Annotated in this window: 14 protein-coding genes; 4 read left to right on the top strand and 10 right to left on the bottom strand. The window is 56.1% G+C overall.

From position 1 onward, the window contains the following. Positions 1 to 23 precede the first annotated feature (23 nt). The 6 genes from AB1S56_RS01675 to AB1S56_RS01650 all read right to left on the bottom strand — a co-directional run bounded on the left by AB1S56_RS01675 (position 24) and on the right by AB1S56_RS01650 (position 5,843). Positions 24 to 380 carry a nucleotide excision repair endonuclease gene (locus AB1S56_RS01675; protein WP_340871694.1) on the bottom strand — a complete coding sequence of 119 codons (357 nt, stop codon included), beginning with the start codon at positions 378 to 380 and terminating at the stop codon, positions 24 to 26. Between the two features lie 62 nt (positions 381 to 442). Then, a complete protein-coding gene (locus AB1S56_RS01670; RefSeq protein WP_340871695.1) occupies positions 443 to 1,906 on the bottom strand; it encodes a hypothetical protein in 1,464 nt (487 codons plus the stop codon). Between the two features lie 233 nt (positions 1,907 to 2,139). Next, on the bottom strand, positions 2,140 to 3,636 hold the full coding sequence (locus AB1S56_RS01665; RefSeq protein WP_340871697.1) for a malate:quinone oxidoreductase: 1,497 nt from the start codon (positions 3,634 to 3,636) through the stop codon (positions 2,140 to 2,142). A gap of 396 nt (positions 3,637 to 4,032) precedes the next feature. After that, positions 4,033 to 4,134, bottom strand: a complete 102-nt coding sequence (locus AB1S56_RS01660) for a zinc ribbon domain-containing protein (protein ID WP_340871698.1) — start codon at positions 4,132 to 4,134, stop codon at positions 4,033 to 4,035. Positions 4,135 to 4,277: 143 nt separating this feature from the next. Continuing rightward, positions 4,278 to 5,102, bottom strand: coding sequence for a sugar phosphate isomerase/epimerase (locus AB1S56_RS01655; RefSeq protein ID WP_340871699.1), 825 nt, complete (start codon positions 5,100 to 5,102; stop codon positions 4,278 to 4,280). 66 nt (positions 5,103 to 5,168) lie between these two features. Then, positions 5,169 to 5,843, bottom strand: coding sequence for a DUF4386 domain-containing protein (locus AB1S56_RS01650; RefSeq protein WP_340871701.1), 675 nt, complete (start codon positions 5,841 to 5,843; stop codon positions 5,169 to 5,171). A 54-nt stretch (positions 5,844 to 5,897) separates the two neighbouring features. Here AB1S56_RS01650 and AB1S56_RS01645 point away from each other — a divergent pair, with 54 nt between their 5' ends. From AB1S56_RS01645 to AB1S56_RS01635, 3 genes are all read left to right on the top strand, one after another. Continuing rightward, positions 5,898 to 6,782: an AraC family transcriptional regulator gene (locus AB1S56_RS01645; protein ID WP_340871702.1), complete on the top strand. Its 885-nt coding sequence runs from the start codon at positions 5,898 to 5,900 to the stop codon at positions 6,780 to 6,782. A 300-nt stretch (positions 6,783 to 7,082) separates the two neighbouring features. Continuing rightward, the gene (locus tag AB1S56_RS01640; RefSeq protein WP_340871704.1) at positions 7,083 to 11,987 is read left to right on the top strand and encodes an S-layer homology domain-containing protein; all 4,905 of its coding nucleotides are present in this window, start codon (positions 7,083 to 7,085) and stop codon (positions 11,985 to 11,987) included. 406 nt (positions 11,988 to 12,393) lie between these two features. Then, complete coding sequence (locus tag AB1S56_RS01635) at positions 12,394 to 12,969, top strand: YdcF family protein (protein ID WP_340871706.1); 576 nt, start codon at positions 12,394 to 12,396, stop codon at positions 12,967 to 12,969. A 96-nt stretch (positions 12,970 to 13,065) separates the two neighbouring features. Here the strand turns inward: AB1S56_RS01635 and AB1S56_RS01630 are convergent, their stop codons facing one another. The 3 genes from AB1S56_RS01630 to helD all read right to left on the bottom strand — a co-directional run bounded on the left by AB1S56_RS01630 (position 13,066) and on the right by helD (position 17,452). Beyond that, positions 13,066 to 14,088 carry a sodium-dependent bicarbonate transport family permease gene (locus AB1S56_RS01630; protein WP_340871708.1) on the bottom strand — a complete coding sequence of 341 codons (1,023 nt, stop codon included), beginning with the start codon at positions 14,086 to 14,088 and terminating at the stop codon, positions 13,066 to 13,068. A 168-nt stretch (positions 14,089 to 14,256) separates the two neighbouring features. Then, on the bottom strand, positions 14,257 to 14,634 hold the full coding sequence (locus AB1S56_RS01625; RefSeq protein WP_340871709.1) for a DUF2294 domain-containing protein: 378 nt from the start codon (positions 14,632 to 14,634) through the stop codon (positions 14,257 to 14,259). Between the two features lie 370 nt (positions 14,635 to 15,004). Then, entirely contained in the window at positions 15,005 to 17,452 is a 2,448-nt protein-coding gene (gene helD / locus AB1S56_RS01620) for an RNA polymerase recycling motor HelD (protein ID WP_340871711.1), read from the bottom strand. 389 nt (positions 17,453 to 17,841) lie between these two features. Here helD and AB1S56_RS01615 point away from each other — a divergent pair, with 389 nt between their 5' ends. Continuing rightward, positions 17,842 to 18,876, top strand: a complete 1,035-nt coding sequence (locus AB1S56_RS01615) for a copper amine oxidase N-terminal domain-containing protein (protein ID WP_340871713.1) — start codon at positions 17,842 to 17,844, stop codon at positions 18,874 to 18,876. 87 nt (positions 18,877 to 18,963) lie between these two features. On the opposite strand, the gene AB1S56_RS01610 is transcribed toward AB1S56_RS01615, so the two are convergent. Continuing rightward, positions 18,964 to 20,922 (bottom strand): translation factor GTPase family protein, encoded by a 1,959-nt coding sequence (locus tag AB1S56_RS01610; protein ID WP_340871714.1) that lies wholly within the window; start codon positions 20,920 to 20,922, stop codon positions 18,964 to 18,966. Positions 20,923 to 20,962: the final 40 nt, after the last annotated feature.

Raw genomic sequence — 20,962 nt, 5'->3', positions numbered from 1 at the left:
TCTTTTTGTCAAATGGGCCGCCGTTAGCCTTGGGACACCTTGTCCGGATTGTACTTGGCTCTCCCCTTGTTCGCGATATACGTTTCGTAGATTTCCCGCTCCATAGGGTCGTCGACGAGGCACACCTCGATCTTCGCCACCTCGTCCCGATGATTCTTCATAGGGGAGACGGTATCTTCAAAGTGCTTTTTGATCCGCTGGCGCAGCTTGCGGGCTTTCCCCACGAACAGCAACTCATCCTTGTCATTGTAGAACATGAAGATGCCGCCGCGCTCGCGCGTAATCAGATGGAAATCCGTAAAGCCGTAGATATGGCTAAGCTGCGGATTTTCCTGCTTGTGTATCGTCACTTCCGGCGTTGGAATCGTTATCAGTATCATAAGTAGGGTTCACTTCCTCTTTGCATATAGGCTTCCATCGTACCATACATAACGCCAGGCTTCTAGACGGTTATCACGGCCAAATACAGGAGCAGCGCAGCTCCCATCCAGACGGCAAACCTATAGTTCGGCCTCGCTATCTCGTACACCGACTTCTGAAACAAGCTCGCCAGCAGGTTGTTCACGGCCGAGGACGGCGAAATGCCATTGGACAGGCACCAGCTGCCGAGGAGCAGCACCGCAGCTTCGTTCGGGCTCATCTGTACAGCCGCGGGATCGATGCCTGTCGCCAGAATGGTGACGAGCACGATGGGATGCAGACCCATCATGGAGGTAAGCATGATCAACACAATGGTCAGGATGGAGTAAGACAAGGATACCGGCAGCGGGATACTCTCCAGAAGGACGGGAACGTAGTCCCCGAATCCGATCATGCCGATGGCTCCACTGAAGAAGCCCGCCGCGAGAAACAAGGTCATCTCCTTCTTGAGCGCAGGAAGCGTCACAGAGGTATGATGGCTCAGACCCTGCCGATAGGTTGCCGTCTCCCTTTTGCCCAGGCACCAGATTAGCGGGTACACGACTGCGGCAAAGCATGTGATGAGCACCATGGGAAGCTCCACCCACTGCTCCAGCAATAGGATGGCGACAATCGCCAAGACAAGATACAGACCCAGTCCCACGGGAAAAGAAGACGAGCCGTCGCTCACGGCAGGCTCAGTCCTTCCCATATCGGTCAGCTTCCCCTTCCCATTCTCCTTCGTTTGCTCCTTCGCTTGCTCTTCCTCCAGCAGCTCATCGCCGCCAGCATTCCGCAACGCCTTGTATTCCACCACGATGCTAACCAGCATACTGATGGCCACAAGCCCCAGCATAGGGAGCAGAATAGCCGTCCACTCTACCGATAAGGAAGAGAGCACAACCGCCATTGCCGCGAAATAGGGCGACCACAGGATGGCTCCCGCAAAGCCGCGATTCAGCGCATTGGCCAGCGGCATAGCCATTCCGGGATGCGTCTTGGCGAACACCATATGATAGACAACAGGAATCGAGCCAACATTGAGGAATACGGCCATCGTTTGCGTCAGCAGCTGGGTGCCGCTGAATAACATATATCGGCTGCGCAGCTTGGTTTCGTAGAAGCGCTTCAGCGCGGCTATATATGCGGGCAGCCGAACCGGGATGCCGAACAGCGGCGCGAATACAAACAAGGTGACAAGCGTAACATTGACGCCTGCTGCTTGGAACCAATAGCTCGCCGATGCCTTCTGAACCAGGAGCAGCAGCACGCCGACGGACATGAACCCCACAGTCAGCCACAGGGTCATGCCTCGAAGATGACGCAGGAACAGAGCAATCGCGCCAAACACCAGGATGCCGAGCACCGCCGTTAGAGGCTCCCAATGCGTAAGCTGCAGCACAATAAACACAGCGGCCATGGCGAATATAACCACAAGCTCTAAGCTAGCTTTTACCGATGAAGCAACCTTTATCATGGCTTGCGATTTCAGAGGATCAGCATGCATGTTCTATCCCTCACTCCTCGTACATCCCGGTTAAAGGAAATAAGTTGGATCAGCCCTTGTTGATCAGTTGAGCAGACCTGTCTTGCAGTAAATGTTGTACCAGCAGGGGCAACAGCGACACGAGGTGTCGCTGTTCCTCACCTCGGGGAGTTCCCTCGTTTTTACGTGCGGCCAAGCGCGCACGAAGGCCGTTCCGCCTCATCGCGGAACGGCCTTCGCGCCTTCGTCGCCTGCTATTTCGACGTCTGCAGCTCGCCTGTCAAACCAAGCGTGCGGGCCGTCGACGTATGAATCTCTTGAATCAGCTCCGGATTCTGCAGCAGCTTCTTGCCGTATGACGGGATCATCTGCTTCAGCTTCGGCTCCCATTCCTTGATATGCTGCGGGAAGCAGCGGGAGATGACCTCCAGCATGACGGACACCGCTGTAGAGGCGCCCGGAGACGCGCCAAGCAGCGCGGCAATGGAGCCGTCGGCGGCGCTAATGACCTCAGTGCCGAACTGGAGCGTGCCTCTGCCGTTAGGCGTATCCTTGATCACCTGCACGCGCTGGCCTGCAACGACCAAATCCCAGTCCTCGCTCTTGGCGTTGGGGATAAATTCGCGCAGCGCTTCCATACGCTTCTCCTTGGACAGCATCAATTGCTCGATCAGATATTTGGTCAGACCCAGCTCCTTGACGCCGGCCGACAGCATCGTCACCACGTTATAAGGCTTCACGGATGTAATCAGATCGAACATGGAGCCCGTCTTCAGGAACTTCGGCGTGAAGCCTGCGAACGGCCCGAAGAGCAGCGACTTCTTGTTATCGATATACCGAGTGTCCAGATGCGGCACGGACATAGGCGGCGCTCCAACCGGCGCCTTGCCGTACACCTTGGCATGATGCTGAGCCGCGACCTCCGGATTGGTGCACACCATGAACAGTCCGCTGACCGGGAAGCCGCCGATCCCTCTGCCTTCGGGAATGCCGGACTTCTGCAGCAGATGCAGGCTGCCGCCGCCGCTGCCGATGAATACGAACTTGGCTTTGTGGCGCTCCACGATGCCGCTGTCGACATTCCGAACCTTCAGGTCCCAGGAGCCGTCGCCTGCGCGTCTCATATTGTCCACGCTGTGCTTGTAGTGAATCTCGACATTCTTGCCCTTCAAGTGATCGAACAGCATACGCGTAAGCGCGCCGAAGTTCACATCCGTGCCCGTGTCGATCTTCGTCGCCGCGATAGGCTCGTTCGACGTACGCTCGTTCATCATAAGCGGAATCCACTTCTTCAAGGTTGCAGGGTCGTCGGAGAACTCCATACCATCGAACAACGGATTGGCCGACATCGCTTCATAGCGCTTCTTGAGGTAGGCCACATTGCTCGCTCCGTGCACGAAGCTCATATGGGGCAATGGCATAATAAATTCCTGCGGATTGCGAATCAGCTTGCTCTCCACCAGATAAGACCAGAACTGCTTGGACACCTGATACTCTTCATTCACCTTGATGGCCTTGCTGATGTCAATCGAGCCATCCGGCTTCTGGCTTGTATAGTTCAGCTCGCATAACGCAGCATGTCCCGTTCCCGCGTTATTCCATTCGTTCGAGCTTTCCTCGCCAGCCTTGGACAGCTTCTCGAACACTTTGATCTTCCAGTTCGGCGCCAGCTCCTTCAGCAGAGCACCCAAGGTCGCGCTCATAATACCGGCGCCGATCAAGATTACGTCTGTTTCCGTCTTATGACTCATTGTAACCGTCCTTATTTATAGATTGAGATATCTACTATTATAAGATAGTTGGACCCTTTTTAAAAACCGGTAAATTTCACTGACAGCCCCATAATGCGATAAAATTCAGAAAACGTACACAACACGATAAAAAATAAAAATCAGGGCCATGAACAAAATTTATTCCTTCCCTTCAAAAAATGAAAAAACCATCGCCTCTCCCCTATATGCTATCAGCATATGCGCGGATGACGGCGTTGGTTTGACAGTCAGGGATGAATGTTGAACACTCCCGCCACCTAAGCGATGGAGCATTCTTGGGTTGTTGCTCCTCATGGAGCAAAGTCGTAGTAATATTTTTTCGAAATATCGTACACCAAGCGGCCCCTGTGGTTCCTACAGTTCTTACATTATTCATTACAGGGCCATAGCCTTTATGTTTTGTGCCGCATTCCAATCTCGGTTATGTGACGTTTGACAAGATGAACATGTCCATCCTCGTACGCTCAAATCCTTCACTTCTGCTTACTTGCTCCCACAGACGTGACAGGTTTGGCCCGTTGGCGCAAAAACCGGTGTTTCCTTGATCGTTCGGCCATGAAGGGGCGCCGGGCTGTCCCATGACGAGTTAGGCTTGCCGCCCCGAATACTGGCGTAACCGGTCAATGAGCGTTAGCCCGCCCCTCCCGGACGAACCGCGCCGCCTCCGCCATCTGAGGGACGGTAACATCCTCCAGCGTTGCGAAGCCATGCGGCTTGTGCTGCTCCAGCAGCTGGAAGAACAGCGGGTAGTTCAGCTCGCCGAGCCCCGCTGCTGTCCCCTTCAGCGAGCCGTCCTCTGCGCGCTGCAGGTCCTTCACATGCGCGCTGACGATCCGTGGACCGAGCAGCCGGAACGCTTCCCGGATCGTATCGTCCTGTACCTCGAACCGCTGGCGGTTCATGAGATTGCAAGGGTCCAGCACAACGCCGACGCAGGAGGACGGGAATCGCTCAATGGTCTCCGCAAGCGTCTCGGACGAGTCAATCAGATGCCCTTGCGCCGCCTCCAGCCCGATCGTTACGCCCCAGCGCTCGGCCTCCTCCACCAGCTCCTCCAGCGCCAGGTTCAATCGTTCCAGATGCTGGGGACGGCTGTCCGGACCGAGGATATTGCCGACCTCCGTCGCTACGATCGGCGCCCCGAAGTGGCGGGCGTTCCGCAGATGCTCCTTGAACCGGTCTACATTGTAGCGGAAGGACTCGTCATCCAGCTCCACCAGGCTCGCATAGCAGCCAAGAACGGCGATACGCACGCCTCGCTCTGCGAAGGCGCCTCCAATCTCTTGCGCCAAGCCGGGGCTTAGCTTGCCTAGGCTGGAATCGATATCGGTGAACGCTTTGGCAAGCGCCAGCTGCACATAGGGGAAGCCGTGCTCGGCCACCTTGGCCGCAAGCTCCTTATAGGGCTGTTTTCCTAACAAATGCGCTAATATACCAACTGACATATCCTGACATCCTCTCTCTTATAGCTGTTTGCCTGTCATTATACTTGAAACCATCTGAACGTGCATTCATTTCCTCGCAAAACCTCTGACGATCAGCCATACCGCCAAGCTCAGCTCATATACGCCTACTGGGAGGGCGATCAGCCCCTTGGCTGCCGACATCGGCTCCATTACGCCGAACATCTCCAGCATGCCAGCCACGAAGACCATCACGGCAGTAAGCATGCCGAATATCGCCAGCGGCCTCGGCACTAGGCCCGTTCGGAGAAGCAAGTAGCTATACAGCAGCGTATTGACGCCAAGCATGAAATTGGGTCCCAGCATCGCTGTCCATTGGTGAAAGCCTTGCAGCAGGACCCCCGCCGCGCGCAGCTGCTCTTCAACTCCCGGCCCATTTGCTTCATAATAGAAGCTAAGCTGCAGCAAGCCGAATAGACTGACCACTCCAATGGCAATAAACACCGCTTCCAGCAAGCGAAAACAGAGATAGCCAAGCGCCAAATGCTCATTCCAGCGGCGAACGTAAGGAAACAGCATCACCGCCGTTCCCACCGCCGACAGCACGAGCAGCATCTCGTGGCCTATGCCGATTAATACCTTGGTGTCCCCTTCCTGGATCGCCGTCCTATACCATTGCTCCGATAGCAGCGGTTCGTAGAGAACAACCGCAATAATCGAAGCGGCGGCGGCGACGATATACAGCAAGCCTAATAGGATGCCATTCATCCGATCTCGATCCATACCTTATTCCTCCTTATTCCTGACTTTTCAACTAATAAGCAAAGGAGTCCCCCAATGGAGCATCATGAAGTGATTGAACGCGCGCTGCGCTACATCGAGGACAACCTGGAGCAGCCCTTATCACTGGATGCCGTGGCCGATTCCAGCCATATGTCCAAATTTTATTTTCACCGCCTCTTCTCGGCCATGATGGGCTGCTCGTTGAAGCAATACGTGCTGGCGAGAAGGCTGAACGCCTCACTGTCGCTGATTCAGGACGGCCGCCTTTCGCTAACCGACATTGCCTGTCGCCTGGGCTTCGGCACACCTTCCTCGTTCACGCGAGCCTTCAGACGCCAATACGGCATGGCTCCCAGCTCGCTGAGAGGAGCGGACTCCACCCTCGCTGCGGCACCCCTGCCTTCTGTTGTGCAGAGAGCGGTCAAGCATATCCATGGCGACGTCGTATCGCATTTCACCTTAACGGAGCTCGCCCCTCTCAGCGTCAGCGGCCTTGCCTTCGAGGTGGATCTGGCGACGGATGACTACAAGTTCGTCATTCGGGCGCATGCCCGAAGACTGCTGGATGCCCTTCCCGAGGGCGAGCCGTTAACAGGCGGCTGCTATGTCATCTATTCCAATTGCCAGCCCGGCTCCACCAGATTCAAGGTGCTTTGCGGCATCCCGCATGCTCTTGAGCTCAGTATGCCGAATTATTTTACCGTTCAGGTCCCTCCGCTCTTCTGCGCCAGATTTCAATATAGGGGCGACTTGCTCGACATTGGAGACGTGTTCATTACGGACTATGCCCGCTTTCTAAGAATAACCAGGCTCGAGAGGGAGCACTGTCCCATCGAGCTCATTCAACAGTTCGATAGTCCGTACCAGCTGGACGCCGCCTATCATATCTACGCCCCTATTCAGAAGCTTCCTCTGGATGCTGAGACGCTTCTCACCTGATCCCCCTCCCGCCTGCTCCTACAGACAATGTAACAGGATCGGCCTCACGCGGCTTTCCATATCTTGCTGTGATGAGGCCTCTTGCGCCATATACGGCTCTCTGATCCCCCGCATCCCTTGCCTTAGCGTTCAAATCCGTTCTAATGAGCATTCCCTCGCAAAATGATTATGTCGCCCGCCTGGCCCTTTTTCCCAATTCCACGCGCAATGATTATTGAGGCACCTTCCGCTCCAAGCCTATACTGTCCATGTACAGGAAGCGCTTACATCAATACATCGTTCGGAGGTGCAACAATTCAGATGATTAGAAAAAAATGGCTCTCTTCCTTGCTGGCCTCGGCCGTAGCCCTGCAGTTGCTTGCCGGAATGCTCGGGGGAGCAGGCTCAGCCTCAGCGGCGACGGAAGCCATAGCCGCCACCGGTCTTCCGGAGGGCTGGAGCGCGAGCAAGCTGTATGCTTCCGATGAGGTGAATCCAGGCGCCGTCTCGGCGGCGTTCCAGAACAGGGCATTGACGATGCAAGCCTCTGGCGGCAAGATCGATTCCGCTGGGGATCATGTCGCCTTCGCTTATCTTCCCGTCTCTGGCGACAAGGATTTTGTGTTCACCGCGCGCCTGAGCAGCTTCAGCCCTAACCCCGCCAACGCATGGGCTCTTCTGATGGCCAAGGGAGGCCTGGAGCCTGATTCCAAGATGGTGGCGACTGGGCTGGACTTGAACAGCGGCAATGTCCGTGTCCGCGACTATCGCCGACTGGACGGAACCGGCGGAGGCAGTGATAATCTTGGCGCCTCGACGGGGCCTATTTCGGTCCGAATGGCGCGCACCGGGGACGATCTGCAATTCACGTACTCCCTGGACGGTGGCAGCACGTACCAATCCCGCACCAATTACAATGACAACAAAAACAATCACTACACCCACCTGAATCTGTCTACCCTCTATGTCGGCTTTGCCGTATCGTCGGCCTCAGCCGTATTCGATCAGATTAAGCTGGAGGTCGACGGCGCGCTTGTCTTCGATTCGGAGACGGTGCCTGTGGATGAGAATCCGCCGTCCGCACCCGATGGACTGACAGCCATCCCCCGTCACGAGGCGGTGGAGCTGACCTGGCAAGCCGCTGCCGGAGCGGCGTCCTATCAAGTGCTTGGAGGCACGACAAGCGGCGGTCCCTACACGCTGATGGGTGATGAGGTCTCAGGCCTCACCGCCACTGTGTCCGGTCTCACGAACGATACGACGTATTATTGGGTCGTAAGAGCCGTTAACGCGAACGGATCAAGCCCCTACTCGGGAGAGGTGTCCGCGACGCCATCAGGGCTGGTCGTTCCCGGCCTGTACGAGATGGGCGGCTTCTCCGCTTACAATACGGGCGGCGGGCTGCTGGCGGAGAATGACCCCGCTTATCGCAAGGTCTATACCGCCCAGGATTTGCATGAGGCGCTGAAGCCGGGCTCCGGCGCGAAGGTCATTGAGATTATGAACGATCTGGATCTCGGCTGGCTGGAAATTCCGGAAGCGGCTCGCACGGCGCCGTTCAGCAAGCATAACGACCCGCTGCTGCATCCCGTGCTGCTTCGTACCGGCGTGTGCAAAATAACGGTAGACGGGGCGAACGGCCTGACCCTCTTCTCCCGCAACGGCTCCGAGCTCCGGCACGCTTCGCTTGTATTCCGGGCGAGCTCCAATATCATCATCCGCAACCTGTCATTCGACGAGCTGTGGGAATGGGATGAGGCGACCCGGGGCGACTTCGATCGCAACGACTGGGATTATATATCGCTGGAGAATGGAACAAGCAAGGTATGGATCGATCATTGCACGTTCGGCAAGGCTTATGACGGCATCGTCGACGCCAAGGGAGGCAGCAACGGCATCACGATCTCATGGAGCCGCTTCCTGGGTGACGATGGCGGGGCGGCGGGCAGCTGGGTATCCGAGCAGATCGAGGCGCTCGATCGCCTGCCCGACAAATACCCTATGTACGCGCACCTGCTGTCCGCCGGACTGACCAAAGCGGATATTATCGCCGTGTCTGCCGGGCAGAAGAAGGGCCATCTAATCGGCTCGTCCGAATTCGCGTCCGACAACCCCCAGCTGGAGCTCACGCTCCATCATAACTACTACAAGGATATGATGGATCGGATTCCCAGGCTGAGAGGCGGGAATGCGCATGTCTATAATATTGTGGTGGACAACAGCCGCTCGCGCTCCGCAAGCGCGCTGATCACGCCGGAGATCGCAGCAAGCATAGCCGACGCAGGCTATCACTTCGGCGTCACGAGCAACGGCTCCATCTCGACCGAGGGCGGCGCGCTGCTCCTGGAGAACAGCATCATCCGCAATGTCCTCTACCCGCTGCGCAATAACCAGAAGGAGGATCTGCAAGCCAGCTTCACGGGCAAAATAAAAGCCGTCAACGTGCAATACAACCTGGACGGCCAAAGCTATACGGGCGACAGCGACTCGCCAGACAGCCCGCTCGCTCCCGTTCCGGCTACACCCGTCGCGTTCAGCTGGAATACCGATTCGGGCAATCTTCCGTATCTCTACGCCAAGGATGAGCTGACGGCTCTGGAGGATACGCTGATCGGCTCCGCTTCGGCAGGAGCAGGAGCGGGAGAGCTGTACGGGGAAGCGGTCAACTGGCTCCGCACAAGCAACTATACCGGCAGCTTCGATGGAAGCGAGCCGGATACGGCGCCGACCGTCGTATCTGGCCTGCTGGCTGTGCCAGGCGACGGCGTCGTTACGCTCCGGTGGGGCAGCGTCGCAGCCGCTTCCAGCTACACGCTCTATCGCAGCGATGCGGCAGACGGCACGTACCAGGCCATCGCGACGGCGACAAGCCACACTCGTTATACGGATACCGGCCTGGCGAACAGAACCGCCTACTATTACAAGGTGGAGGCTGCGAACGCGCATGGCGCGGGCCCGCTGTCGGCAGCCGTCAGCGCAACCCCGTTCCAGCTCGTTGCGCCGGAGACGCCTTCCGACTTCGCGGCGACCAGCGCCAGCACCAAAATTATTTTGGATTGGAACGGCAGCGGCGCCGATTATTACAGCGTGCAGCGTCGGACCGCGGGAACGGGCTCGTTCAGCGTCATCGCGAGCCGAGTCTTCGAGTCCACGTATGAGGACACCTCTGCTGAGGCAGGCGTCACATACGAGTACCGGGTTATCGCGGCGAACGGCGCTGGACAGAGCGGGCCAACGGCAGCCCTCAGCGCAAGGCTGGTCGACCTGATCCAAATCGAGGAGCTCCGCCTGCTCGCCGAGGATACGTTCGACGGCGAAGAGACGGGCGCAAAGCCGGCAGGCTATACGGTTCGCGAGGCCGGCGGCACCCTGCAGGTGGCTGACGTTCCAGGCAATGGCAACAAGAGCCTGCGGCTGTTCGACGACCGCTCCGACGTCGTGCAGGCGGATCGCGCGTTCGAGAGCCAGTCTTACATCGCGGCTGTTTCCTTTGACTTCATGCACGAGGCCAAGGCCAATTCCATTAAAGTGATGCGACTAAGCTCCGATGATGGAGCAGGCTCCACGAGCAATAGCTACGCGGCCGTCGCAATCGAGACGAACGGCGGCAACCTGGCGTTCCGCACATCCAGCGGCTATACGCCGTTCCTGGCCAATTACAGCGCCGGCACCTGGTACCATATCGCGGTGGTCGCCAATCTGGAGACCGGCAAGGCGGATGTGTATGTCGACGGCGAGCTGGCACTCGAAGGAATCGGTCTGTTCAATCGGACCGAGAATATCGCGCTGATCCAGACCTTCACCGCCAACAACAACTCGGCGAACACGTATTACCTGGATAACATCAAGCTCTATGGCAAGCCGCTTCCTTCGACGGAGCCGGAGCCGGTCTATCCTGTCATTCTTCCTCCGCCAGCCTCCAGCGTGACGGCAGCTGGTGTGGAGATGAAGCTGTCGGGCGACAAGACTACAACCTCCGATGGGCGTACGCTGACGCGCGCCATGCTGAGCGGGGCCGTCCTTCAAGAGGCAGCCAAGAAGCTGTCGGACGACCGAAGCCTGCTCGCTCTGACGCTTGACGGCAGCGCGGAACAGGCCGAGCTAGATCTGCCGCTGAACACCTTGCTGGACATCGTTCAGTCTCGCGTCGATAGGGCTGTTCCGCCAATCGTGCTGCAATTCCAGACGGCGCTGGGCAGCTACGAGCTGCCGCTTCATGCCGAAATCATCGCGGAGCTGGGAGAGCAGCAGGCCGACCAGACTGCTCCCGCGCCTTACTTGACTCTCCGGATGACGCAAGCCACCGAGGAGCAGGCCCTCCGCATGGAGGAAAGGGCAGCCCAGGCCGGCATTCGGACGATTGCTCCGGCCATCGACTTCGAGCTGGCTATGGGGAGCGGCGGGGACGCGCACCCTATCGCAGCGTTGAATGGCTACGCCGCTCGCAGCATCCGGCTGCCTCATTCGGCTGCGACCTCACCGCATGCAACAGGCGTTGTCTATGACGAGACGACAGGCAGCTTCGTCGGCGTGCCGACCCTGTTCGTTCAGGATGAGGAGGGGACGACGGCTCATATGCTGCGTACTGGCAATAGCTGGTACACGGTGATTCAGGCAGAGGCATCCTTCGCCGACATGGCCGGACACTGGGCGCGCAGCGATGCGGAGGTACTCGCCTCCAGGCTGCTCGTGAACGGAGTTGCCGCTGGCCAATTTGCTCCGGAGAGGGAGGTTACCCGAGCGGAATTCGCAGCCATGCTGACTCGCAGCCTTGGCCTCACCGGGGGCGACAGCGCCTTCCCGGATGTGCCCAAGGAGGCATGGTTCACGAATGCGGTGGCTGCAGCTGCAAAGCACGGTCTAGTCACCGGCTATGCAGATGGCACCTTCCGCCCGGAGGAGCATATAACGAGAGAGCAGATGGCAGTTATGCTGGCCAGAGCTCTTCAGTGGGTGTCCAGCCAAGCCGAGCTGCTGCCTATACTGCCTGCAGCCGCAACCGCTGGCACAAATTCGCCGGCAGCAAATGTTCTGTCCCCGTACGCCGACAAGGATTCTGTCAGCGAATGGGCGGCAGAAGCCATAGCTGCCGCGATTGAAGGGGGCATCATGCAGGGCATGGCGAACGGCCAGCTGGCGCCTGCCCAGCATGCCACTCGTGCGCAAGCCGTTGCGATGCTGGCGCGCCTGCTGCGAAGCATCGGATATACGACGACTGAGCAATAAGCTGCATGACGGAAGAAGCCGGGTTCCCGGGGCTATGCCCAGGAAGCCCGGCTTGTTCTACACCCCGTAAAGCTCAAATTTATATACCCCTCACTACACAATGAGGGGTATTGTTTACCACAATAGAATTTATAAGTTTTTGAGTATTCGAAAAACGGAAATTCTATTTGGCGATAAATCCCACATCTAAACGCGGTCGCTCATCTCTGAAAGGCCTCGATAGAGGATTTCTCATTTGCAACAATTTCTTATTCATGACGTCTAGAAGTAAGTCAATACTTGATATAGCTGGGCAAACCGGCAATCCACTGCTGTAGCTGTGTTGGAATGCTTTTTGTAATCTTTTTTTGACTGAATCTCGGTGTTATTAAATGAAGAGTGAACTAGGAAAAAATGAGGTGAGGATATGGACTCAGCTATCATTAAGCGATTTATTCTATTGGCAGGAAGCTTTCTTTTTACATGGTTTATCATCCACACTGTTTTTGTAGTCATCGACGGATTAAATGATGAAATAGAACCCGTAGACGTAGCGGTGGTATTAGGAAACAAAGTAGAAACTAATGGGCAGCCCTCCGATCGTCTAAAAGCCAGACTAGATAAATCCGTAGAACTCTATAAAGAGGGCTACTTCCCTTTCATCATCGTTAGTGGTGGAATGGGTAAGGAAGGTTACGATGAGGCAAAGGTTATGAAATCGTACTTAGTTGATGCAGGAGTACCAGCGGCGTTTATCATAGAGGATAGTAATGGATACAACTCCTATATGACCGCCCAGAACACCAGGAAAATTATGAATGAAAATGATCTGGATTCCGCTATGGTTATTACGCAGTATTTTCATATATCAAGAACGAAATTGGCCTTCAGAAAATTAAATATGAAGGAAGTATATGCAGCCCATGCGACTATTTTTGAGGTTCGTGACATCTATTCTGTCATTCGAGAATTTCCAGCCTTTTATAAATATCTATTAAAATAATCTATATTCTCTTCATTATTGGCCGATTTCAAGCTGCAGACGTTGAGTTTATAAATTTCCACCCCACGATAAACCCAACGTTTGCTGCATCACCGCTTACTGCACCCAGCTCGCTACCGTGTAGTAGAAGGGAATGCCGATGAGAAGATTCATCGGGAACGTAATGCCGAGCGACAGCCCCAGGTAGATGGATGGGTTCGCCTCCGGCACAGAGGTCTTGAGCGCCGCGGGGGCCGCAATGTAGGAGGCGCTGCCCGCCATCACGCCCATCAAGGCGCTGCCGCCCAGCGACAGACCGACCTGATGGCCCACGAGCACGCCCAGCACGCCGCAGAACAGCGGCATCAGCAGTCCGAACAGGATGAGCTTCATGCCGTGCTTCCTCACCTCCGGCAGACGCTGTCCCGCGATGATCCCCATCTGCAGCAGGAAGATCATCAGCACGCCCTTGTACATATCGATGAACAGCGGCTTGACGATCGGCACCGCAGCTTCGCCGCTGGCCCAGCCGATGAGAAGACTGCCCAGCAGGAGCAGCACACTTTTGCCAAACACGCTTTCCCGAAGCACCTCTTTGTCGAACAATCCGTTCAAGAGACCAGATGATCCCGCCGTTATGCCTATCGCTCCCGCAGGAGTGGCCATAGCCACTGCCCTGCTCTTCTCTCTCCACTTCATCAGGAAGAGAGCGAGGATAATTGCCGGACTCTCCATCAGCACAATCAGCACATTCATGTAGCTCTCATAAGCGACTCCCGAGTGATCCAGGAATGACAGCGCGGCGCCATAGGTGACAATGCTTACGGAGCCGTAAGCGGCAGCCAGGCCGATCGCATTCGGGAAGTCCAGCTTCAGCCACCGAAGGACGACCAGAGCCGCTATAGGTATGATGGTGCCCAGGAACAAGACGCCCAGCATCGGCTTCACCAGCAGGAGCGGCGAATAATGGGACAGCTCAATGCCGCCCTTAAGCCCTATCGCGATGAGCAGATAGACGCTCAGGATTTCTCCTATCGCCGGCGGAATCTTCAGATCAGACTTCACAAGCGCCGCAAGCAGGCCCAGAGCGAAGAATAGGACAACCGGCGACAACATATTTTGCATAATAATCTCTTTCACGTTGACACTCTCCTCACTAAAATGGCTCAAAAAAAACCGGCTGACTTCAGCAGCGCGATCCAATAATCAGCGGTTCTGATTATTTGTCGCTCTGCATGAAGCAGCCGGTTTATGTCCAACGAACCGGAGCCTTCCGGTTGTTTGGTTCATCTCCCGATATGAACTGCGTTACGAGGACAGACTTCTCTCCACGTCCTCCGACAGCCTGAATACCATCATGCGCTCGCCCGTTTTGGCGCTTAAGTCTGTATGGAACGACAGCACCTCAAGCCCCGTCAAGTGAGTGATAATGCCTGCCAGCTCTGAGACACCCGATTCCACCAGCTCAGACCGCATCTTCTTCACCGTCAGCAGGCCCTCTCGCGTCTCGGCGAGCTTATATTCCGCAGGGGACAGGACCCCTCTCAGCATGACAATCACCATATCCCGCAGGATGTCTGTCTTGACGGTAACCGATCCGCGTCCCAGATAATCCTTCTCCCACTGGGTCAGCGCCTTGCTGATATCCGACTCCATCCGGCCCTTCGACACTTCCTTCACCCCCAATGAGAAATCCTCTATCGAGGCCTTTCAGAGATGAGCGACCGTGTTTAGATGTAGGATTTATCGCCAAATAGAATTTCCGTTTTCGAATGCTCGAAAACTTATAAATTCTATTGTGGTAAAAAACGGCATACAGCCACACCCCCATGACAAGGGAAGCCGTATACCGATTTGCTTCAATCTGATCCCCGCGCTCTCCTCTGTATGTTCACCTGAACAATCGCAATTATTCAGCTGCTCATACGAAACCGCCTGCTGGGGCCCATACCGATCATCTCTCGGATATTCAAACTATCGAATATATTAGGGCATTCCCCGCCCTCTGTCAAGAACAATTTGTTTATCTGTATATAGCATCAGGACATATCCCGCTTCAAGCTCCAGAGCTCCATTCCCATTCGTCATACAGCGAGCGATCCAGCTCCTGCACGAAGGGCGTCCATACTCCCGTCCCGTAGAGCAGAAGCCGGTGCATGGCGCGCGTACAAGCTGTATAGAACAGCTTACGCTCACTCTCTCGGTTATAGCTGCGGGAGGATGCGTCCCAGATCAGCACGGCGTCGAACTCGACGCCCTTGGCCAGATAAGCGGGAATAACCGCGATGCCCTTTGTGAACGTGAGCGTCTTCTCTGTAATCAGGCGTGCGCCTTGGACGCCACAGGCCATTAACGCCTCACAGGCTTCCCGGCTCTCCGCCGCCGTCTTCGCAATCACTGCAATGGAAACAAACCCTTCGTCCTGCAGCAACGCAAGATCCTCACGGACACGCATCACCCGTTCTTCAGCTCCTTCGAGCTTACACAGGCGGGGCTTCCCTCCGCTCCTGTCGAACGGTATAATGTCTTCGCCTCCAGGCAGCATCGCTCCTGTAAACGCCACAATTTCCCGTGTGGAGCGGTAACTGCGAACGAGCCTAATGAAGGACGTCTCCTCTTCACCGTAGAGACGGACAAGCGGCGAGTCATGCTGATGCAACTGGGTCGCTTGAGCGAAGATCGCTTGGCCAAAGTCGCCAAGCACTGTCATACGGGCGCGCGGGAACAGCCGTTGAAGGAAGGCATATTGGAAGGGCGAGTAGTCCTGGCCTTCATCGACGAACACATGCCGCACCTCAGTATGGGTTCTCACGCCCTCCGCAAGCTCCCTGACAAAGAGAAACGGAGCGGCATCCTCATAGAACAGCTCATGCCGAGCCAACTTCTCACGCGTCTGCAGGCCAATCGCCTCCCAATGCTCCGGCACGTCTGTCATGCCGGTCATGACTCGATAGGCATCCGCGTCTTGGAACAGCTGGCCGTACAATGCAAGACTATCTACAAACTTATACCGTCTGACATCCCGTCTCAGCGGGCCGAACTGCTCCTTCACGATCCTCCGGCGCAGCAGCTCCTCCTCCTGATCAGCGAAATCGTAGACGTTCTCCACGCCGATCTTAGGACCCTCGAGCCTCTCGTATGCATCAACATACTGCTTCGTGATATCGTCGAACAAGGCTTCCGATTGCTCATGCTTGTTCAGCAATGTACGGTACGCTTCGTTGTAATGCTCGTTATCGAGATAACTCAGCTCCTCCTGCACCCAGTCGGCCCCCCGCTCCTGGCGCTCCAGCACTGCCAGCTCACCCAGCAGCCACTCTCGCAGCATGGCGACGCGATTGCCCAGCTTAACCGAACTGTCGTAGCTGTAGAACTGCGCGGACATTCGCGCTGCCGAGATAAGCACACGATCCCTGAACCGCAGCTCATTGAAGGTCATACCCTCCCGGCAAAGCCAGTTCGCGTAGCCTTGAAGCGCCTCGAGGAACGCTTCCGACGACTTGTACTTAATGCCCTGCAGCCTGGCGGCATACGGGGGCGTCTCCTGCGCAGACAGCACATATTCAAGCTGCTCGAACGGTCCCTCTAGACGCAGGGAGGGACCCAGCCCCTTAGCCATATATTCCTGCATCGTCGTCTGCTGCATATTCTCCTCGCCAAGCTCAGGAAGCACCGTCGACACGTAGCTGTTGAACATCGGATTCGGCGAAAACAATACAATCTGATCGGCTGTCAGCCGCTCTCGGTATTTATACAGCAGGTACGCCACCCGCTGCAGCGCAGCAGACGTCTTCCCGCTTCCTGCCGCTCCCTGAACGATGAGCATGCGGCTACGATCGTCGCGAATAATGGCATTCTGCTCCTTCTGAATCGTCGCCACGATGCTCTTCATCTGTGCGTCGGCGCCCTGGCCAAGCGCCTGCTGAAGCAGCTCGTCGCCAATCGTGACGCTAGTATCGAATACATGCCGAAGTTGGCCGTTGCGTATCAGGTATTGTCGCTTCAAGTGCATCACGCCGTGAATGGTCCCTCCAGGCGTCTGATAGGAGACGGCTCCCGGCGATTGATCATAATAAAGACTGGCAATCGGCGTTCTCCAGTCATACACGAGGAAGCTTAAACCCTCCTCATCAACAAAGGACGCTACACCGATATAGACGGCTTCCCTGCCTTCGGCGCCCTCCTCCTCCACATCCATTCTCCCGAAGTATGGCGATGGCAGCAGGCGATTCATATTGTTATATTGCCGCACTCGCAGCCGATGGCCTCGCTCCCGCTCCGACAACAGCGCCTCCTGCTGTTTAATGCTGTAGAAGGTTTCCTCGAAATCCTCGTTGGTGCTCGTGTTAACGGTGACCTCCTCCCAGAACTGCTTGCGGATGTCTGTCACTTGCTCCCTCAGACCCGCAACCTCCGGCTCCAAGTCCGCTATCCGCTTCCTCAATAGCTCCGTTACCAGCTCCAGCCTCTCCTGCTCCCGCTTCCATTCGTTAGCGTCGATCATCGACTGCGCACACTCCTTTTGGGGTTAAAAATTTAAATTTGACATCTCACGAGATCTCATGGTAAGATTAAAGTGTAAATAAAATGTTCTAACTTCGCCTTTAGCTAATATATCGACATATAGATTTTTTAAGCATATCACAGAACAGTCACATCTGTAAATCCATCCCCTTAAGGGAATGAAGCTTGTCCTTGGACAAGGCTCTCATCCCTTAGGGGGTTTTTTGCGTGGAGGAATTCTAGTATTCCGGTAAGGCAAGACGGCCTGAACGATCTAATGGCGAACCTTTGTCGTCATACTCTAATCTCCCCAGCAACCTTTTGTGAGCTTCCCTCGTCAGAATAGGAAGGAAGGCTACTAACTCATATTCAGACTAGGGAGAGATTACGATGACAAACAAAATGGGAAAAACCTTGCTAAGCACCTTATCCGTGGCCGTACTGTCCATATCTACCGGCGCCGCTGTCTTCGCGAACGGAGGAGGCACCGACCCGGTGTCCATTAAGCCGATCATGGCAAATGTCGAGCAAGAGCAAACAGAGCAGGAGCAGGCTTCACATTATATGTCCGTAACGGGCATCATTAAAGCCATCGAGCCTTATGGCCTGAATGAGGATATGGAGATGGTAACGCTGGAAGCAGAGGATGGCAGCATCACGAATCTGATCATGTCGGAGCAGACCTACTTGCTGGATGAGCTGGCCGTCGGCTCCAGTATTATCGCCTTCTACGACGCGAGTCTGCCCGTCATTATGATCTATCCGCCTCAGTATACAGCAGTCGCCATTGCGCTTGCGGACGACAAACGGAACGTGAAGGTCGATTCTTTTGACGAGAATCTGGTCAGCGCTGACGGATCGCTGAAGCTGAACTTATCCGAGGAAACAACTATCCTTCAGACGGACGGAACGGCTTATGAAGGCGAGCTTGCAGGCCGTGATCTTGTTGTCGTCTATGGACCTGTCACGCGCAGCATTCCGGCTCAGACGACGCCGGAGCAAGTGACTGTTCTTCCTGTTAAGGATGAACCCGAGCAAGGAGTGAGCGCCGAGGAGGACGTGATCATTACCGATCTCGGCAACGTGGAGGAGAAGCTGCTGCTGATTAATGGTCAAGCCATCACAGCGCCAAGCGCTTACTTGCACGAGAACGGGACGGTTATGGTGCCGCTCCGCGCAGCAGCCGAAGCTCTCGGTTATGAGCTGACGTGGGAAGCCGAGACAAGAACGGTTCGCGTAGGTCCCGTCATCTCGCTGCAAATTGGTGAAGACGAATATCTGTACGCCAAGATGGCTCCTTTCCGGCTCGGCACAGCTCCGGTATTGTCCGGCGGCGTAACCTATGTACCCGTCTCCTTCTTCAAGACCGTCCTCCGGGCGGAGGCAGTAAGCGTCGACGCCGAACATATCTCCATTCAAGAGTAGTACAGCACAAGCTGTCTACAGACAGGAGCGCCATAGCACGTCGAACAGCCCGCTAGTCAGCTAGCGGGCTGTTTGACGTGCTCATGATTACAGCAGGTGCATCTTGGCCTCCGCCTCATCCCATGGCACCGAGTAGCCCGCGCCTTTGGCACAGAAGATGGAGGAGGAGGTGTAGAGGGGGTCGGCTTCCTTGCGATAGCCGATTCGCTCGATGACCTCCTCCGCATTGTGGCAAAGGTCGTAGCCGCTGAAGGTGCAGCGGATGCTGCCTCGGCCATGCGTGAAGGAGGCAAGCTCGGTGCTGTAATCCATGAAGGTCGACACGGGCACCCTTCCCGTGATGATGGCATGGCTGCCTTCCATTGTCTGCGGCGGCTCGAACGTGCCGGAGGCGCGCTGTATATCCGACAGCACCCGACCCATGTCGTCGATGCCTACCTTGATTTTGACATGGTAATAAGGCTCCAGCAGCAGATTATCGGCCTTCTCCAAGCCTTGCCGCAGCGCGCGGAATGACGCCTCGCGGAAATCTCCCCCATGCGTATGCTCGTTGTGCGCGGCGCCTCGCAGCAGCGTTATTTTCACATCCGTAATCGGCTTGCCTGTCAGCAGTCCGTGATGCTCCCGTTCGTAGAGATGGGTCCGGATCAGATTCTGATAGCTGTAGCCAAGCACCTCCGGATGGCAGCTGCTCTCGAATTGCAACCCGCTGCCCCGCTCTCCCGGCTCCAGCAAGAGATGGACCTCGGCATAGTGCCGGAGCGGCTCGAAGTGCCCATAACCCGTTACCGCCGAGCGAATGCTTTCCTTGTACAAGATTTCCGGCTGGCTGAAGGAGATATGGAACTGGAATCTCTCCTTCACGAGCTGCTCCAGCACCTCCAGCTGAATGACGCCCATGACCCGAATATGTATCTCCTGCAGCTGCTCCTCCCAGACGACATTCAGAGAGGGATCCTCCGCATTCAGAATACGGAACGCCCCCAGCACCTGCTGCACATGCAGCGATGTGTCGAACTGTACCTTCGACTGCAGTGTCGGCTCCGTTTCGTAGGCAAGCCTGTCCGTGACCAGACCTAATCCTTGTCCGGCTTCCGCCGCAGACAAGCCCACAACCGCGAACAAATCGCCTGCCGTTACCTGCTCCACCTGCTGGGATCTGGCGCCATTGACGAGCCAAATTCTGGTCAGCTTCTCGTCGTATTGAATCCCGCCGCTGTCATATTGGAGCTGCTCCCGCACCTTCAGCCGGCCGCTTAAAGCTTTGATATACGTGTGTCTCACGCCGCTCGCGTCATGCTTGATTTTGTACACGCGGCCTCCGAACGAGCCGTTCTCGTCAAAGCGGGCAGTGGATACCAGATGCAGCTGCTCCAAAAATGACGCCACACCCGTGTCCTGCAGCGCCGAGCCGTGCGCACATAAGTAGAGACGGCTGTCGCTCACCATTCTCCGCAGCGCTTCCAGCCAGAAATCCGAGTCGCTCCGCCCTGCAAGATAGGCATCCAGCAGCTTCTCGTCCCGCTCTGCCATAAACTCGCGCAGCTCCTCCCCTATGAGGCCGCCGGCGAAGCACTCCGTCATGGAGCATACATCACCGGTCAACTGGCGCCGTATGTCCTGCAGAACCCCCTCCGCGTCCGCTCCAACCCGGTCGGTCTTGTTCACGAAGAAGAACGTCGGCACCTGTTGCTTGCGCAGCAGCTGCCAGACGGTTTCGGTATGGCCCTGAACGCCTTCCACCGCGCTTACAATTATGATGGCGTAATCAATGACCTGGACGGCCCGTTCCATCTCCGGGGAAAAATCGACATGACCAGGCGTATCGATCAAATAATACCGGGCGCCTTCATAGTCCATCATCGCCTGATCGGCGAACACGGTTATGCCTCTGGCCCGTTCGATGTCATGGCTGTCCAGGAACGCGTCCTTATGATCGACCCGCCCCCTCGTCCGAATACTTTCGGTATGGTACAAAAGCTGTTCTGCAAGGGTCGTTTTGCCCGCATCGACATGAGCGAACAAGCCTATGGTTATTCTTTTCATAGCGTCTCACTTCCGTCATTCTTGTCTACATGCTCTCCAA

The sequence above is a fragment of the Paenibacillus sp. PL2-23 genome, assembly GCF_040834005.1.
GTDB lineage: Bacteria > Bacillota > Bacilli > Paenibacillales > Paenibacillaceae > Pristimantibacillus.
The sequence above is the reverse complement of the archived record's forward strand: the minus strand, read 5'-3'. Positions and strand labels throughout refer to the sequence as shown.

Coding starts and splice junctions, on each gene's coding strand:
- AB1S56_RS01670 (WP_340871695.1), bottom strand. CDS start 1,906: ATGCATGCTGATCCTCTGAAATCGCAAGCCATGATAAAGGTTGCTTCA.
- AB1S56_RS01665 (WP_340871697.1), bottom strand. CDS start 3,636: ATGAGTCATAAGACGGAAACAGACGTAATCTTGATCGGCGCCGGTATT.
- AB1S56_RS01655 (WP_340871699.1), bottom strand. CDS start 5,102: ATGTCAGTTGGTATATTAGCGCATTTGTTAGGAAAACAGCCCTATAAG.
- AB1S56_RS01615 (WP_340871713.1), top strand. CDS start 17,842: ATGACAAACAAAATGGGAAAAACCTTGCTAAGCACCTTATCCGTGGCC.
- AB1S56_RS01645 (WP_340871702.1), top strand. CDS start 5,898: ATGGAGCATCATGAAGTGATTGAACGCGCGCTGCGCTACATCGAGGAC.
- AB1S56_RS01640 (WP_340871704.1), top strand. CDS start 7,083: ATGATTAGAAAAAAATGGCTCTCTTCCTTGCTGGCCTCGGCCGTAGCC.
- AB1S56_RS01610 (WP_340871714.1), bottom strand. CDS start 20,922: ATGAAAAGAATAACCATAGGCTTGTTCGCTCATGTCGATGCGGGCAAA.
- AB1S56_RS01635 (WP_340871706.1), top strand. CDS start 12,394: ATGGACTCAGCTATCATTAAGCGATTTATTCTATTGGCAGGAAGCTTT.
- AB1S56_RS01675 (WP_340871694.1), bottom strand. CDS start 380: ATGATACTGATAACGATTCCAACGCCGGAAGTGACGATACACAAGCAG.
- AB1S56_RS01650 (WP_340871701.1), bottom strand. CDS start 5,843: ATGGATCGAGATCGGATGAATGGCATCCTATTAGGCTTGCTGTATATC.
- helD (WP_340871711.1), bottom strand. CDS start 17,452: ATGATCGACGCTAACGAATGGAAGCGGGAGCAGGAGAGGCTGGAGCTG.